We start from the raw sequence: 13,527 nt of genomic DNA on the forward strand, positions 1-13,527 counted from the left end.
GCTCTGGAAGGCAACGATCAAACACAGGAACCATGTCCAGAAGACGCGCATTTTGGGATGATAGCAAAGTTCTCTATTCTTTCGGCAGCAGGGTTCGCCTTGCTTTTTTGCATTGTTTTTTCTTTGAGAGAAGCCAAGGCAAGTTTTCACCGAGTCGGACGAGACTATGCCTAAACAGGCATAATCACAGGGAATGTTGAAGCAAGCGCGCAAACCCATCAAATGGGTCAGTTCCGCCAAGCGCGATCTGGATGCAATGCCGGAGGACGTCAAGGATGTCTTCGGTCATGCCATCGACTTGGCTCAATGTGGTGGCAAGCACCAGGATGCCAAAGTACTGACGGGCTTCGGCTCTGCAGGCGTGCTGGAGGTCGTGGAGGACTATCAGGGTGACACCTTCCGGGCTGTCTACACCGTCAAGTTCGCCGGTTGGGTTTATGTCCTGCACTGCTTTCAGAAGAAGTCCAAAAGCGGCATCGCCACGCCAAAGCAGGACATGGACTTGATCAATACCCGCCTGAAAGCCGCGAAGCAGGATTTCGAAGCATGGCAGGCGCAGCAAGGAGTACGCAAATGAATGGGCACAACGAAATCACGATCGAAGAAGGTGGCACGAATGTCTATGCCGACCTGGGTTACACCGACGCGGCCGAGATGCAGCGTAAATCCCAGCTCGCCGGCGAGATCGCCCGTGCGATCAAGGCACGTCGCCTGACGCAGGAAGGTGCGGCGGCCCTGCTGGGCATCGATCAATCCAAGGTCTCGCGCATCACGCGCGGCCAATTCCGCGGTGTCAGTGAAGCCAAGCTGCTGGAGCTGGTGGCCAGGCTGGGGCACGATGTGAAGATTGTGGTTGGCCCGGTGCGGCGGCGCGCTGGCAAGATTGAGCTGCAATTTGCCTGAACTCGCCCTGCGGCGAGAGGTGCGTTCCAAACGCTTGAGGCGATGGTCGGGACCAAAAATACATCAGCCGGCGCCTTCCTCCTGACGGAGTAGCAGCCCTGACGACCGCGACATGACCCGTCTTGCTCAATACATCGAGGCAGCCGAGAGCGACAACACGCGCCGGAGCTACGCTTCGGCGATACGCCATTTCGAAGTCGAGTGGAAAGGTTTGCTGCCTTCCACGGCGGACGCCATCGCCCGCTACCTGGCAGACCACGCCGCTACCTTGGCCATCAACACCCTGCGCCAGCGGCTGGCGGCGTTGTCGCGGTGGCACACAGATCAGGGCTTTCCAGATCCCACCAAATCGGCTCTGGTGCGCCAGGTTCTCAAGGGCATTCGCTCCGTCCACAGCGTGCCAGAAAAGCGTGCGCGCCCACTGGAACTGGCCGTGCTTCAGCAGGTCGATCAGTGGCTTGATACCGCCACCAACCATGCGCAGCAGTCTGGTGACCGCGCGGCCTTGCTGCGCAACACGCGCGACCGCAGCCTGATGCTGCTGGGGTTTTGGCGGGGATTCCGCTCCGACGAGCTGGTCAACCTGCGCGTGGAGAACATTGAGGTCACCCCCGGCCAGGGTATGGCCTGCTACTTGGGCCGCAGCAAAGGCGACAGGCAGCATCAGGGCCGCGTTTTCAGTTGCCCGGCGCTGACCCGCCTGTGTCCCGTGACGGCCTTCAATGCCTGGGTCAGTCTCGCTGGATTGACCGAGGGTCCGGTGTTCCGCAAGATTGACCGCTGGGGCCATGTGGCCGACGAAAGCCTGCATGCCAACAGCTTGATCCCCTTGCTGCGCAGTCTGTTCGCCGAATCCGGCGTTGAGTCGCCCGAGGGATACAGCAGCCACTCCATGCGCCGCGGTTTTGCAGGCTGGGCCCGCGCCAGCGGCTGGGACATCAAGGAGCTGATGGAGTACGTCGGTTGGAAGGATGTCAAGTCGGCCATGCGCTACCTCGATGTGTCGGATTCCAGCCTGCAAGCCCGGTTCGAGCAGGGCCTGACAGCTTTGGTGCCGGCCACGCTGCCGCCACCGCGGCCTTCGTTGCTGCTGAGCGAGCAAACTGAAGTTTCGCGCCCGCCGCCCGCAGGAACGATACCTGTAGCGGTCCTGCGACGTCACGATGGTGCTGACTCGCTTCAGCAAGCAGTCACGCGGCTTGGCCCTCGGCCACCGGCTGATTGAGAAGGCCTGCTTTGAGCACTTTGCCTTGCAGCACTTGAACGTCAAGGGAACGCTCTATGAGTTGGCGATTCCCTATCTGTCCCTCGACTTGCTGGACGAGGTGATCGCCACGCTGCTGATGACATGTACCGCACGGGTTTACCCTCATGTCCTAACCGGATCATCTGCACCGAAAGTGAGATCACCCCAAGTTGAGTTGTCGATCGTGAGCTACGACGGGAAGTTCATCGTACTTTTCTACGACATGGCGAAAGAATTGCTGATAGAAGACCTGACGGACTTTACGTTGGCACTGTTTGACGATGAACAACTTGACTACAAGACAATCTCAAACGTGGCTTACGACCTTCGGCTCTTTTGGGAATTTCTCGCGTGCAGAGGCCGTTGTGCAAGCCACTGCACCGATGAAGATTTCGCCAGCTTTCGCGACGCTGAGCTGAAGTCGGTGATGCTCTCCAACAGATCCAAGCAAAAGAAGAGGATCGCACAAGGCACAGTAAACGCTAGGCTCAGATGGGCATATCGATTGCTTGCTTGGTTGCAGAGACAAGGCAGAATTCCTGGAGACTCTCTTGGAGAACGTGGGTGCCGGGTGCGCTCTTCACTCCTTTGCTCGGAGGAATATCGTCATGGTGTGCAAAACATTCGATATTCTTCTCGTTCTTCCACAAATGAGCGAAGGAGGTATCCACTTCTCTTTCGGAACATCGGGTCTAACTCGAAGCACGCCACGAATTTTTTCCCGTCGGAAGATACCCGGTATGCTGCAATCTCCCGCATACATGACAATGCCTGTTCAGACTATATCGCCCATCGAAACACACTGTTTGTGGACATTGCGAATGCTCTTGGCTGGAGGCGAGCATCGATAAATTCGCTAACTATCAACGGTATAAAAGAAGCTTTGAAGCAACTAAGCAGTGACGACTATGTGACGTTGAGTCCATCCATTCAAAAGTTTGGCTATACTGAAACTTTCGATGTGCCTTGTTGGCTGGTGGAGCGGATGAATCATTTTGTCGAGGAGTACCTGAAGCCGATGGCGGCACACAAGAAGTGGAAGATCAACACTAATTCTTCAAATCTCTTTCTTGGGGTAAACGGCAAGCCACTGAAGGATCGATCAATTACTCAAATCGTCTCAAAGGCAATGAGGTCTGCTGGTGCGCCTCCGTGGGCATCAGTTCATTCTTTTCGTCGGAAGTTTGCGAACGATGAAATCCAGGACGAGACCAAATATCGACTAGATAAAGGCTTAGATACTTCTGCAGCGAGTATTTCAGCATCTGTAAGCCTCCGCTTAGGGCAACACGATCCTGACTCGATATATCCATATGTTGCCCGAAGCCTGACCGCACAACGATCGTCAATAGATGAAGAAAGAAGAGCGCACGTTTCTGCCGTAGAGCAAGAGAATATCGCGTTAAAGTCACTTCTGAAGCTGCGAAGAACAGATGGGCAGCGGTGAATAAGCGCTGGGGGCCGTCCAAAGCCATACCTGCCCAGTCTTTTGACAACGGGCATTGCGTCGCATGCTTAGCTTCTGGAGGAAGGATTGCTTAAAGTGCGACCTGCCAGTGTTCGTGTGCTGACAGTGCCAGCCAAGGCTAGATCGCGACCAACGCCTGAAGCAGCCCCTGCGAAGTCGCTTATGGCGTATCAGGGTGCTCGCCCATGCTCAACCAGGCTGGCGACGCTCAGTCTGGGTTCCTCATCAAGTAGCGCACGAGCAGACACACAGCTAGCATGAACGAGTTGAGGATCAACAGCAGGTCCCAGTTAAAGCCCGCATGCAGGTCGCTAGCAGCAATGGCTTCACCGAGGGCGAGGCCGCCAAAGATTGCAATCATGTCACCCATGGTAGATTGAGGTGCAAGGATTTATTGGCATAGAGGCGACTTCACAAATGGACAACAGCATCGTCTCAGTGTCTCTGCTTAATGGACTGCACAACGAGACGAAAGCCCATCATCTTGAGAACGGTCTGCAGGCTGCGAATCTCAAGGTTTGCATTTGCTGACGGCATGAGGTCAGTGCTCCGCCTACCAAACCTCGCCTGATCGTCTACCTTCGACATTCCACGGAACGCCTTCGTCAACTGACGAAGCAAAATTTGCAGCTCCTCCTGATTGCCGTCTGCAAGGATGTTGTTGAGTAGCCTCACAGCGTAGGCCAAGTCTTCGCGGAAGGCTTCTGCCATCGCATCGTCATGTGCTCGGTCCCTCTCTTGTTCCATGTTGCTGCGGCGTCCAATGCCCTAGCGGCCTTTGCGTTGGTGATCCAGCAACCTCAAGTGTGGCAGTGACATTGGTCGCATCGTCCTCACAGAGGACGCGCCTCAAACTACTCCACCGTACTTGATCGCCACTAGGATCTCCATCACTCGTTGAAGGCCGAGGGATGTGGCAGCCGCGTCCGATGGGGTCTTTCCCTCAAGCATGGGGTGGGGCCTCTGAATCCAATCTGCCGCCTCGCGTTTCCCGAAAACATCCGTCGCAAGTTGCTGCATATCTCTCAGATCAGGCATGTCGTTCATCAAGGTCAATGCACCATCGATCTAAGAGCTCATCAACGTCCCGTGCCGTGCGAGCAGCGCGCCCCGACCTTCAGCAACTGCCGTCGCTCTACTATTTTGATCGCGATCTCGGTCCTCAGACCGCCATCAAACTCCTTGCCCTCAACGTCAAGGAAACGCATAAATTCCCCTGCGTCATCGGTGCGCATCAACCAGACCTCTCGTATCTCTCGGGAGGTCCATTCCCCGTGTGCGGAGATCCACCCAGGCATCATGCAAACCAACCCCTGAACATCGTTGATATCGATGGTGTCCAAAATATCTGCCAAGTCGCGCTCCCAGGCGATGCACCACGTGTGCGTCAAAAGGATTTCTCTCTCTTCGGTGTACTCACTCACTGTTAGCAAGAACCACGGGGTGTGGAGGGAAAGTTCGACGAGGCGCCAGTGTCTTGAGCCTGGATCCTCAAGCCCTACAGGTAGACAAAATTCGTGTTGAGGATGTGAAACGAACATGAGTGCTTCGTGCGCGACCAGTCACTTGGTTTGGGCGCTTCTGTTGTTTTAATAACTCAACTCCATTCTGCATAGTCAACTGCGGTGCACCAAGTGATCTTCCCGATGGGCGAGTACGCCTCAGGGGAAAAAAGTCACTTTCCGAATACGCCTGTCCATGGGCTAGCGTTGCTGAAAAAGGTAGCCATGCCCAAGACCCTGTACAGCCGTCACAACGAAGTTTTTCTTGCCATGTTGCGAGGTCTGCGAATGGCGCGTCGCCTGCGCCAAGCTGATCTTGCAGATCGACTAGGTCGAGGCCAAGGCCTTGTCAGTAAAGTCGAACGCGGGGAGCGCAGGCTCGACGTAATCGAGCTTCGGGATTGGTTGACGGCGCTCGATACTGACTTTCCCGGCTTTGTCAGCAGTCTGGATGCTGAACTCCGGCTACATGTCACAGCGGATCACCGGATAACTCGACGCATGGGTTCGTCGCGAACCTCCGCATAGAGTTCACTTTCAACAAGCATGAGTTATATATAACGTGGTGTAAATAACTCGAATCTCAGAGCCTTGGACGGATGTCAATCCGTCTCAAGACAGCTCCAAAAGCGGGTCGTCCGAAGGGGGCCCGCAGCTTTGATGAAACTGTCGCCAAAATGCTTGGCGCAACCGCCCGTGCGCGGCGGTTGGACAACGAGATGTCGCAGGAGCAGTTGGCTGACGCCTCGGGTCTGGAGCGTTCCTATGTAGGCAGACTCGAACGCGGTGGCAGTCAGCCCACGCTGCTCGCGCTACTTAAGCTTGCCAAAGGGCTCGACTGCGACGTTTCAGAGCTGGTGGGGCCGGCCGAGAAAGCATTTCGACGCCGGAAGTAGTCCAGTCAAGGATGCCAATGAGCCAAGGCATCAAGCGCTTTGGGGTGGGTCGCTTTGGCTGTCTGCAACAGGGCCTGAGGAGACGTCCCAGTTGGCATGTCAGATGAACTTGATGACCTCAGCAGGGAAGTGGGCCCATCTTTGAACAAATCAATCAGAGGATTCCTACGCAAGCGCATCTGTATAAGAGCGAGTCTCTGAGAATGCTCACTCTCGTTCTCATGTATCTTGTCCTGCCACTGTGGGTGCTAGCGGGGTTGGCGGATTGGTGGTGTCATCGGTTGACCTCCATTGAGTCCACCACAGGAGTGCGAGAGTCGATCTTTCAGTCTTTGTGTGCTGCACGCCGACGTTTTCAACCGCTGGAACCACGCGCAGGCTTGGGTGGTGCAGTGGAAAGCAGAGCCCTTGCCCATTCAATACCTGTTGAGTGCGTTCACAGTAGTCTTCGTGTTGAATCTTCTGCCGCTGCTGGAGGAGTTACGCAGATGCTGGCGAACTCAGTGGCGTCACTCGTAAGGGCCCCGCATGAACCACTAGTCCATCGTCGCGCCTGTACGCGGATCCAAGGTCGGACGTTTCGTGGGGGCGGCTCGACGCAATCTAGCTAGATCGACTTGAGTTCTGCGCCAGGGAGCTCGAATCGGAAAACGCTTCCAAGACCGCGTCCAGAGCTTGTGCCAGTGATGGTGCCCCCGTGCATCTCAACAATCATGCGTGACAGTGCCAACCCGATGCCTAGTCCAGGTTGGTGAGTTTCTCGTTGAGCTTGGCCTTGTGCAAAGAGACGGAAGAGGTCATCTACAGTTGCTGGATCCATGCCCAGGCCATCGTCTTTCACCTGTATGTGCAGACGAGTTCCACAAACATGCGCGCGCACTTCAATTCGGCCGCCCGGCAGCGTGAACTTCAATGCGTTCGACAGAAGGTTTTGCAGAACCTGGGTGATTCGAAGCTCGTCCGCGTTAACCCATATCTCTTGCTCGGGAAGAAACACCTGCAGCTCACGATGCTCGATGTTGGACGAAAAGGTCTCGACGGCCTGCTCTACCACTTGCTTGACGCTGATGCGAGCCGGTGAGATGCGAAGCTTTCCGCTCGTGACTCGTCCAACATCAAGCAGCCCATCGAGCAAGCGGGTCAGAAGGGACAACTGACGGTCTAGGATGCCCCATGCAACGGTTTGCTTCGTGTCGAAGTTGCCGTGCTCCTGGATGAAGGTGGACGCATATCGAATCGGCCCGAGCGGGTTGCGCAGTTCGTGGCCAATCATGGCGATGAACTGGTCCATCCGCTTGAGCGATCGCTCAAGCTCCCGAAGGCGCAGCTGTTCTGTGACGTCTCGCGTGATCTTGGCGTATCCGAGGAGAGTCCCATCGTCGTCGAGGATGCGGCTGACAATAATGTTGGCCCAGAAAACAGACCCGTCCTTGCGTACGCGCCAGCCTTGCTCTTCTGTCTTGCCATGCAGGCGCGCTCGCGACAATTGCCATTTCGGGAGGCCCTCCGCCACGTCCTCGGGGCGAAAGAAGATGCTGTAAGGCTTGCCCAGCACCTCGTCGGCTCTATAGCCCTTGAGGCGTTCAGCACCTGGGCTCCACGACTCTATGAGTCCATCTGGATCCAACATGTAGATCGCGTAATCTTCGATCGCCTCAACAACAAGCTGGAAGCGATCGGCAGGCGATAGAGTCGGGCGAACTGAAGGACGTACCCCCGACTCGCCGGTCGATGAAGTAGACATTTCGTCCTATAGTTGAAGCTGTGGTTCCAGCAGCTGAGCTAGGTGACCAATTGTACGGAATGTGCAATTTATCACAATGAAAAATAGACCGGGATTTAAGTAGGTGCCGCGTTCGCATCGCCGTGCCAAGGGCGGTTCGTTCTTCGACGTCCTGTCCCGCAAGCTGGCCCAATGAAAAATTCCACCCCGCATACTGTATGTTAGTACAGTGCCTAATCAAGTCACTTTCCCGAAGTCATGCGCGTGACGTCGACCACGTTGGCCGTGGCGGCCGAGCGCTCCCTGCTGCGAGTCAGACGCCCCTTGTTGGCGATGTGCACACCAAGCAATTCAGGGGTGGTGACACGTGGGTCAAGGTACTGGCTTTTCAGCAGACCAACTGCGCGCCGGGCTCGATTGAGATGTCGACCCCAAAGTCAAAGAGTGCCCCGCCGAAACGGCGACCATGGTGCTCTCCGGTGTCGTTAGAGAGGACGACGCCGGGGTAGTCCAGGAGTGGAGGATCGAGGTGTCACCTCCGCCATCTGAAGCGCCCATTGGCAAGGCTGGATCAAGCCTGCTCGACGGTATGACCCAAGCACCTAGCTTGCCCCAATGGCGAAGCAGAATGCGCAAGCGTCCTACACGCGGAACCTACTGTGGTGGTCACCATGTATTTCCATTTCCATGGAGGCACCATGCAGAATTACCACATCAAGCCACATGACGGTCATTGGGATTTGACGAAGGAAGGCGCTGAGCGAGCGTCCATCTCTAAGCCCACGAAGGCGGAGATTCTGGCCGCGACTGAGGAGTTCATGTCTGAGAGGACTGGCTCCGTCAAGATCCATCTTGCAAATGGGCGGATCGAGGAGGAACGCACCTACCCCCGCTCTGCCGACCCTCGACGGTCGAAGGGGTAGCAAGGTGGCAGCCAAGCCAAAGGTTGTCTCGAAGCCGGACCCCGACGCTGGCAAAGCGCCGACTTCCACCCGCTCGTTGTGGAAGGGGGCGATCAGTTTCGGCCTGGTACACGTGCCGATTGCCCTGTTTTCGGCGACGGACGAGAGCGACCTCAACTTCAAGATGATTGACAAGCGCACCATGGACCCAGTGGGCTACAAGCGCATCAACAAGAAGTCCGGCAAAGAGGTCGCCACCACGGACATCGTCAAGGGCATCGAATGGGAAAACGGCCAGTTCGTCCTGCTGACCCCCGAGGAGATCGCGGCCGCCTACCCCAAGACCACCCAGACCATCGAAATCGAGTCGTTCATTCCGATCGACGAGATTCCATTCGTGTACCTGGAGAAGCCTTACTACACGGCACCGATCAACAAGGGCGCAAAGGTGTATGCACTGCTTCGAGAGGCCCTCGCGGAGTCCCGCATGGTCGGCGTCGCGAAGGTGGTCATTGCGAACAAACAGCACTTGGCGTTGTTGATGCCCTGTGGGCCAGCACTGGTCTTGAACCTGCTGCGCTGGGGCGGCGAGATCCGATCCTGGCAGGCTCTGGAGCTGCCCCCTCAAGGTATCAAAGAAGCGGGTATTCGTGAGGCGGAGCTGAAAATGGCGAAGGCGCTCATTGAAGACATGTCCGCTCATTGGACCCCAGATCAGTTTCGGGACACCTTCCACGAGCAAGTGATGAAGCTTGTCGAAGACAAGGCGAACGCAGGCCACATAGAACAGGTGGAAAAGATCGCCAGCGACGCCGCCAAAACCAGCAGCAACGTCGTGGACCTTACAGAACTGCTTTTGCGGAGCATGAAGTCGAAGGCGTCGTCGTCGGGTGCTATTGCGAAAAAGGCAATGACATCGAAAGCTCCGGCCACCAAGTCTCGCAAGGCGGCGTGACCGGCTTGATTGTCGAAGGAGTCTGCTATGTGCTACTCGGCTCAGATCTGGGCGGACTGCAGACGGTACAAGCGCGCCTATAGCTCGGAGATCGACATCGCGACGTTCGCTGAGCTTTTCTGGTCGCGCCTGAGCGACTCCAAGATCATCATCCCCAAGGCGGCCGAGACGTCTTTCGATCATCCAACCAGTCCCGAAGAGCATCGCATCGTTGAACTGATCTATCGGCACAGAGAGGCTAAGGCCTGGCGATTGTCGTGCAGTTGGCGAACTGGTCTACGTACGCCGCATTTCATCCAGCAACGCACTAGCTCGGTCAGTACGCACGTCGTTCTCACCTGCCATACGCCTTGCAATGACATCAATCTCTTTGCCGACTGCACCGGCGGTCAACGCAATATTGCGGGCATGGAGGGCCATGTGGCCGCGCTGTATTCCTTCGGTAGCGAGTGCTCGTAGCGCTCCGAGGTTCTGCGCAAGGCCCACCGCCACGGCAACTTCGCCCAACTGTTGGGCAGACTTGACACCCATGATCTTCAAGGCAAGTCGCGCCAGCGGATGTGTTTTCGTGGCACCACCGACCAGACCAACGGGCATCGGCATCTCGATCGTGCCCACCAGGGCACCGCTCCTGTCTTTTTCCCAGGTGGTGAGGGAGGTATAGCGGCCACTTCGGCAGGCGTAGGCATGGGCACCCGCCTCTACCGCGCGCCAGTCGTTTCCAGTGGCCACGATGACGGGATCGATGCCATTCATGATGCCCTTGTTGTGCGTGGCAGCGCGGTAGGGGTCGACCGCAGCAAAGGTGTACGCATCCAACACGCCCTCCACAATTTCCTGACCACTGCGTTCGGCCGTCTTGAGCACCTCCGGTGTCAACCGCACACGGGCACGGGCCAGGCGCAGATCGGCCAGGTTCGACAGGATGCGCAGGCGCACGGTGCCGCCCGTGAGCTTCTCCACCAGGGGCGATACCGCCTCGGCCATGGTGTTGACCGTGTTGGCCCCCATGGCGTCACGCACGTCGACGATGAGGTGCATCACGACCATGGGCCCCCGGGGCGTGTCCGGGAAAACATGGACCTCGATGTCGCGGCAGCCACCGCCCAGCGCGATGAGGATCTTGTCTCGGCTGTTCGCCACGGCCAGGATCTCGTCTCGGCCTTTCATGAGCGCCATGCGTGCGCCATAGGGATCGGTGACGCCCAGCACTTGCACCTGGGCACGCATCAGCGGCCCGGTGCTCGATGTTTCGAAGCCGCCGCATTCGCGCGCCAACCTGGCCATGAAGGACGCAGCGGCGACCACCGACGGCTCTTCGACGACCATCGGCACCAGCACATCCTTGCCGTTGATGCAGAAATTGCCAGCGACGCCGAACGGCAGCTCGAACGTGCCGATGACGTTCTCGATCATGCCGTTGGCGAGCTCCATTCCCAGCGCGCCGGGCTGTGCGAGAAGCTCGTGCTCTTCTGGCGACAGGTTCGCGATGCGGGCCACGTGCGCGGCACGCTGGGCAGGTGTGAGCGAGCGGAAGTGGGGCAAGCGCGAATCGACCATGGGTTTTCTTTCTGGAACAGGAACTTACCGTGATGCCGACTGCAAGCGCAGAGCGGGAGATATCTGCAGGGTGGCATCCGTCGCTTCAATGACCTCCTCGAGGCTCACATGCGGCGCGAGCTCTTTCAGCAGCAACCCCGTGGAGATGGGTTGGATGACGGCAAGCTCGGTCACGATCAGATCCACACGGCGAATGGAGGTGATGGGCAACGTGCACCGCCTCACGATCTTCGAACCCGTGTTCGAGCGGTGCGTCATGGCAACGATCACCCGCCGTGCGCCAGTCACCAGGTCCATCGCGCCACCCATGCCAGGAACCATCTTTCCGGGAACCATCCAGTTGGCGAGCTGGCCCGCCTCGTCCACTTCGAGCCCACCCAGCACGGTCACATCAAGATGCCCGCCGCGGATTAGTCCAAACGAGAACGCCGAATCGAAAGCACTTGCACCGGGCATCGCGCCAACGGGCCGTCCACCCGCGTCGGTCAGGCTCGCATCCTCGAACCCTTCACCCGGCAACGGGCTCATGCCCATGATCCCGTTCTCGGAGTGAAAGTGGACGCGGATTGACTTTGGGATGTGCGCCGCTACCAGCGTGGGCAAACCGATGCCCAGGTTGACGCGATCACCGTCGTGAAGCTCCTGGGCCACGCGCTTCGCGATCACCTCCTTGGCTGTGTTGTCCGGGCCCGTCATGGCAAGACCTTCCTGACCAGATAACGCACCAGAACACCGGGTGTGATCACCACGTCCGGAGCAATGGAGCCGACCGGAACGATCTGCTCGGCTTCCGCCACGGTTGTCTCTGCGGCCAGCGCCATGAGCGGATTGAAGTTTCTCGACGTCAGTGCGTACTCGAGGTTGCCGTCGTAGTCGGCCCGCCTGGCCGCAATCAGCGCAAAGTCTGCCTTGAGCGCCGTCTCCACCAGGTACACCCGGCCATCCACTTCGTGCGTCTGCTTTCCTTCAGCCACCAGCGTGCCAACACCCGTTGGCGTCAGCACCCCGCCAAGCCCGAATCCGCCCGCGCGGATGCGTTCGGCCAACGTCCCCTGCGGCACCAGTTCAACGTCCAGGGCGCCTTCAATCATGAGTTTCTGGGTGCACGGATTGGTGCCGATGTGGCTCGTCACGACCTTTCTCACCAGTCCAGCGTCTATCAACTTCCCGATGCCCACTGCGGGTCTGGCCGTGTCATTGGCGATGACGGTGAGAAACCTTTTCTTCTGCCTCACCAGTTCATCGATCAGGCTGTGCGGGCTGCCACCGCCCATGAAGCCTCCGATCATGAGGGTGGCTTCGTCGCCGATCCGTGCCACCACATCGGCAACGGGCGAGGTGTTCTTCATGGTTTCGCCTGCGTGGAATTCCCCGTGGTCGAAGCCCCCCGCTGAATCACCCTTCTCAGCAAGGATTCGAGTTCACCCATGACGCCTCGCCTGAACGCCAGCACGCACAGCACAAAGATGAGCCCGGTGACGATCGTGACCGACTCGCCCAGCGACCGGAACCATTCCACCTGAAAGACGGATGCGAGCGTGGCACCCAGTTCGCCCAGCTTGTTCTCCAGCGCAACGATCACGGCGGCGCCGACCAGGGGGCCCGAGAACATGCCCAGACCGCCCACAAGCGTCATCAGCACGACCGAGCCCGACGTCGACCAATGCACATCCGTCAGCGTCGCAAAGCCGAGGATCAAGGTCTTCAACGAGCCGGCCAGGCCAGCAAGCGCAGCGGAGAGCACGAAGGCAAGCAGTTTGAAACGGGCCACGTCATAGCCGAGCGATATGGCCCGAGGCTCGTTCTCCTTGATGCCCTTGAGCACCTGGCCGAATGGAGAATTCACGATGCGCCAGATCAAGGCAAGCGCCGCCACCACGATGGTCAGGGTGAGGTAGTACATGGTCGTGTCCGAACCAAGTTCCAGTGCACCGAAAAGGCTCCCGCGGGGCACGCCCTGCAGGCCGTCTTCTCCGCCGGTGAACCTGGCCTGGAGCGCAAAGAAATAGACCATCTGCGCCAGCGCGAGCGTGATCATCGCGAAATAGATCCCCTGGCGCCGGATGGCCAGCATGCCGAACACCCAGCCCAGCACGCCACCGATAAGCACACCAGCCAGAAGACCCAGTTCCGGCGTGAGCCCCCAGACCTTCACTACGTGTCCCGTGACGTACGCTGCGGCGCCGAAGAAGGCCGCGTGCCCGAAGGAGAGCAGGCCGGTGTAGCCCAGAAGCAGGTTGAATGACGCTGCGAAGAGTGCAAAGCACATCAGCTTCATCAGAAGAACCGGATACGCACCCGCATGCGGCGCAAAAATCAGCGCGAGAAGAAGGACGCCGTAGAGCGCCCCGGTGTAGCGTTTGTTCATGAAA

At 58.0% G+C, this 13,527-nt stretch carries 17 protein-coding genes; 8 read left to right on the forward strand and 9 right to left on the reverse strand.

Annotated elements, in window-relative coordinates; genetic code table 11:
• The first annotated feature begins 193 nt into the window (after positions 1 to 193).
• From K5880_RS09720 to K5880_RS09735, 4 genes are all read left to right on the forward strand, one after another.
• Positions 194 to 577 carry a type II toxin-antitoxin system RelE/ParE family toxin gene (locus K5880_RS09720; RefSeq protein ID WP_297651190.1) on the forward strand — a complete coding sequence of 128 codons (384 nt, stop codon included), beginning with the start codon at positions 194 to 196 and terminating at the stop codon, positions 575 to 577.
• Complete coding sequence (locus K5880_RS09725; RefSeq protein WP_297651192.1) at positions 574 to 903, forward strand: helix-turn-helix transcriptional regulator; 330 nt, start codon at positions 574 to 576, stop codon at positions 901 to 903. Before K5880_RS09720 ends, K5880_RS09725 begins: the two co-directional genes overlap by 4 nt.
• A gap of 112 nt (positions 904 to 1,015) precedes the next feature.
• Positions 1,016 to 2,128, forward strand: coding sequence for a site-specific integrase (locus K5880_RS09730; protein ID WP_297651194.1), 1,113 nt, complete (start codon positions 1,016 to 1,018; stop codon positions 2,126 to 2,128).
• Positions 2,103 to 3,596 (forward strand): hypothetical protein, encoded by a 1,494-nt coding sequence (locus tag K5880_RS09735; protein WP_297651196.1) that lies wholly within the window; start codon positions 2,103 to 2,105, stop codon positions 3,594 to 3,596. Before K5880_RS09730 ends, K5880_RS09735 begins: the two co-directional genes overlap by 26 nt.
• A 229-nt stretch (positions 3,597 to 3,825) precedes the next feature.
• Here K5880_RS09735 and K5880_RS09740 read toward each other — a convergent pair whose 3' ends face one another.
• The 4 genes from K5880_RS09740 to K5880_RS09750 all read right to left on the reverse strand — a co-directional run bounded on the left by K5880_RS09740 (position 3,826) and on the right by K5880_RS09750 (position 5,158).
• Positions 3,826 to 3,978: a hypothetical protein gene (locus K5880_RS09740; RefSeq protein WP_297651198.1), complete on the reverse strand. Its 153-nt coding sequence runs from the start codon at positions 3,976 to 3,978 to the stop codon at positions 3,826 to 3,828.
• Between the two features lie 74 nt (positions 3,979 to 4,052).
• Positions 4,053 to 4,328 (reverse strand): addiction module antidote protein, encoded by a 276-nt coding sequence (locus K5880_RS09745; RefSeq protein ID WP_297651200.1) that lies wholly within the window; start codon positions 4,326 to 4,328, stop codon positions 4,053 to 4,055.
• 138 nt (positions 4,329 to 4,466) lie between these two features.
• A complete protein-coding gene (locus K5880_RS23135) occupies positions 4,467 to 4,664 on the reverse strand; it encodes an MbcA/ParS/Xre antitoxin family protein (protein ID WP_366882780.1) in 198 nt (65 codons plus the stop codon).
• 32 nt (positions 4,665 to 4,696) lie between these two features.
• Complete coding sequence (locus K5880_RS09750) at positions 4,697 to 5,158, reverse strand: hypothetical protein (RefSeq protein ID WP_297651202.1); 462 nt, start codon at positions 5,156 to 5,158, stop codon at positions 4,697 to 4,699.
• Between the two features lie 186 nt (positions 5,159 to 5,344).
• Between K5880_RS09750 and K5880_RS09755 the strand changes: the two genes are divergently transcribed.
• Complete coding sequence (locus tag K5880_RS09755) at positions 5,345 to 5,647, forward strand: helix-turn-helix transcriptional regulator (protein ID WP_297651204.1); 303 nt, start codon at positions 5,345 to 5,347, stop codon at positions 5,645 to 5,647.
• Between the two features lie 71 nt (positions 5,648 to 5,718).
• Positions 5,719 to 6,015 (forward strand): helix-turn-helix transcriptional regulator, encoded by a 297-nt coding sequence (locus K5880_RS09760; protein ID WP_297651206.1) that lies wholly within the window; start codon positions 5,719 to 5,721, stop codon positions 6,013 to 6,015.
• A 607-nt stretch (positions 6,016 to 6,622) separates the two neighbouring features.
• On the opposite strand, the gene K5880_RS09770 is transcribed toward K5880_RS09760, so the two are convergent.
• Positions 6,623 to 7,759, reverse strand: coding sequence for a PAS domain-containing sensor histidine kinase (locus K5880_RS09770; RefSeq protein WP_297651208.1), 1,137 nt, complete (start codon positions 7,757 to 7,759; stop codon positions 6,623 to 6,625).
• A gap of 677 nt (positions 7,760 to 8,436) precedes the next feature.
• Between K5880_RS09770 and K5880_RS23140 the strand changes: the two genes are divergently transcribed.
• Both K5880_RS23140 and K5880_RS09775 read left to right on the forward strand, forming a co-directional pair.
• On the forward strand, positions 8,437 to 8,661 hold the full coding sequence (locus tag K5880_RS23140; protein WP_366882783.1) for a DUF2188 domain-containing protein: 225 nt from the start codon (positions 8,437 to 8,439) through the stop codon (positions 8,659 to 8,661).
• A gap of 4 nt (positions 8,662 to 8,665) precedes the next feature.
• Positions 8,666 to 9,595, forward strand: a complete 930-nt coding sequence (locus tag K5880_RS09775) for a Ku protein (protein ID WP_297651210.1) — start codon at positions 8,666 to 8,668, stop codon at positions 9,593 to 9,595.
• Positions 9,596 to 9,871: 276 nt separating this feature from the next.
• On the opposite strand, the gene K5880_RS09780 is transcribed toward K5880_RS09775, so the two are convergent.
• Genes K5880_RS09780 through K5880_RS09795 form a run of 4 tightly spaced genes read right to left on the reverse strand, consistent with a single transcriptional unit; the run spans position 9,872 to position 13,523 of the window.
• Entirely contained in the window at positions 9,872 to 11,155 is a 1,284-nt protein-coding gene (locus K5880_RS09780) for a hydroxymethylglutaryl-CoA reductase, degradative (protein WP_297651212.1), read from the reverse strand.
• Positions 11,156 to 11,179: 24 nt separating this feature from the next.
• Positions 11,180 to 11,851, reverse strand: a complete 672-nt coding sequence (locus K5880_RS09785) for a 3-oxoacid CoA-transferase subunit B (RefSeq protein ID WP_297651213.1) — start codon at positions 11,849 to 11,851, stop codon at positions 11,180 to 11,182.
• Positions 11,848 to 12,504 (reverse strand): CoA transferase subunit A, encoded by a 657-nt coding sequence (locus K5880_RS09790; RefSeq protein WP_297651215.1) that lies wholly within the window; start codon positions 12,502 to 12,504, stop codon positions 11,848 to 11,850. The genes K5880_RS09785 and K5880_RS09790 overlap by 4 nt, the downstream gene beginning before the upstream one ends.
• On the reverse strand, positions 12,501 to 13,523 hold the full coding sequence (locus K5880_RS09795) for a branched-chain amino acid ABC transporter permease (protein ID WP_297651217.1): 1,023 nt from the start codon (positions 13,521 to 13,523) through the stop codon (positions 12,501 to 12,503). The genes K5880_RS09790 and K5880_RS09795 overlap by 4 nt, the downstream gene beginning before the upstream one ends.
• Positions 13,524 to 13,527: the final 4 nt, after the last annotated feature.

This window comes from Hydrogenophaga sp. (assembly GCF_025699295.1).
Lineage (GTDB): Bacteria > Pseudomonadota > Gammaproteobacteria > Burkholderiales > Burkholderiaceae_C > Hydrogenophaga.

What these genes read in the sequence shown, in the direction of transcription:
- K5880_RS09760 (WP_297651206.1), top strand. Translation starts at nt 5,719, where the DNA reads ATGTCAATCCGTCTCAAGACAGCTCCAAAAGCGGGTCGTCCGAAGGGG.
- K5880_RS23135 (WP_366882780.1), bottom strand. Translation starts at nt 4,664, where the DNA reads ATGAACGACATGCCTGATCTGAGAGATATGCAGCAACTTGCGACGGAT.
- K5880_RS09750 (WP_297651202.1), bottom strand. Translation starts at nt 5,158, where the DNA reads ATGTTCGTTTCACATCCTCAACACGAATTTTGTCTACCTGTAGGGCTT.
- K5880_RS09790 (WP_297651215.1), bottom strand. Translation starts at nt 12,504, where the DNA reads ATGAAGAACACCTCGCCCGTTGCCGATGTGGTGGCACGGATCGGCGAC.
- K5880_RS09795 (WP_297651217.1), bottom strand. Translation starts at nt 13,523, where the DNA reads ATGAACAAACGCTACACCGGGGCGCTCTACGGCGTCCTTCTTCTCGCG.
- K5880_RS09740 (WP_297651198.1), bottom strand. Translation starts at nt 3,978, where the DNA reads ATGATTGCAATCTTTGGCGGCCTCGCCCTCGGTGAAGCCATTGCTGCT.
- K5880_RS09755 (WP_297651204.1), top strand. Translation starts at nt 5,345, where the DNA reads ATGCCCAAGACCCTGTACAGCCGTCACAACGAAGTTTTTCTTGCCATG.
- K5880_RS09745 (WP_297651200.1), bottom strand. Translation starts at nt 4,328, where the DNA reads ATGGCAGAAGCCTTCCGCGAAGACTTGGCCTACGCTGTGAGGCTACTC.
- K5880_RS09770 (WP_297651208.1), bottom strand. Translation starts at nt 7,759, where the DNA reads ATGTCTACTTCATCGACCGGCGAGTCGGGGGTACGTCCTTCAGTTCGC.
- K5880_RS09720 (WP_297651190.1), top strand. Translation starts at nt 194, where the DNA reads ATGTTGAAGCAAGCGCGCAAACCCATCAAATGGGTCAGTTCCGCCAAG.
- K5880_RS23140 (WP_366882783.1), top strand. Translation starts at nt 8,437, where the DNA reads ATGCAGAATTACCACATCAAGCCACATGACGGTCATTGGGATTTGACG.
- K5880_RS09785 (WP_297651213.1), bottom strand. Translation starts at nt 11,851, where the DNA reads ATGACGGGCCCGGACAACACAGCCAAGGAGGTGATCGCGAAGCGCGTG.
- K5880_RS09780 (WP_297651212.1), bottom strand. Translation starts at nt 11,155, where the DNA reads ATGGTCGATTCGCGCTTGCCCCACTTCCGCTCGCTCACACCTGCCCAG.
- K5880_RS09725 (WP_297651192.1), top strand. Translation starts at nt 574, where the DNA reads ATGAATGGGCACAACGAAATCACGATCGAAGAAGGTGGCACGAATGTC.
- K5880_RS09730 (WP_297651194.1), top strand. Translation starts at nt 1,016, where the DNA reads ATGACCCGTCTTGCTCAATACATCGAGGCAGCCGAGAGCGACAACACG.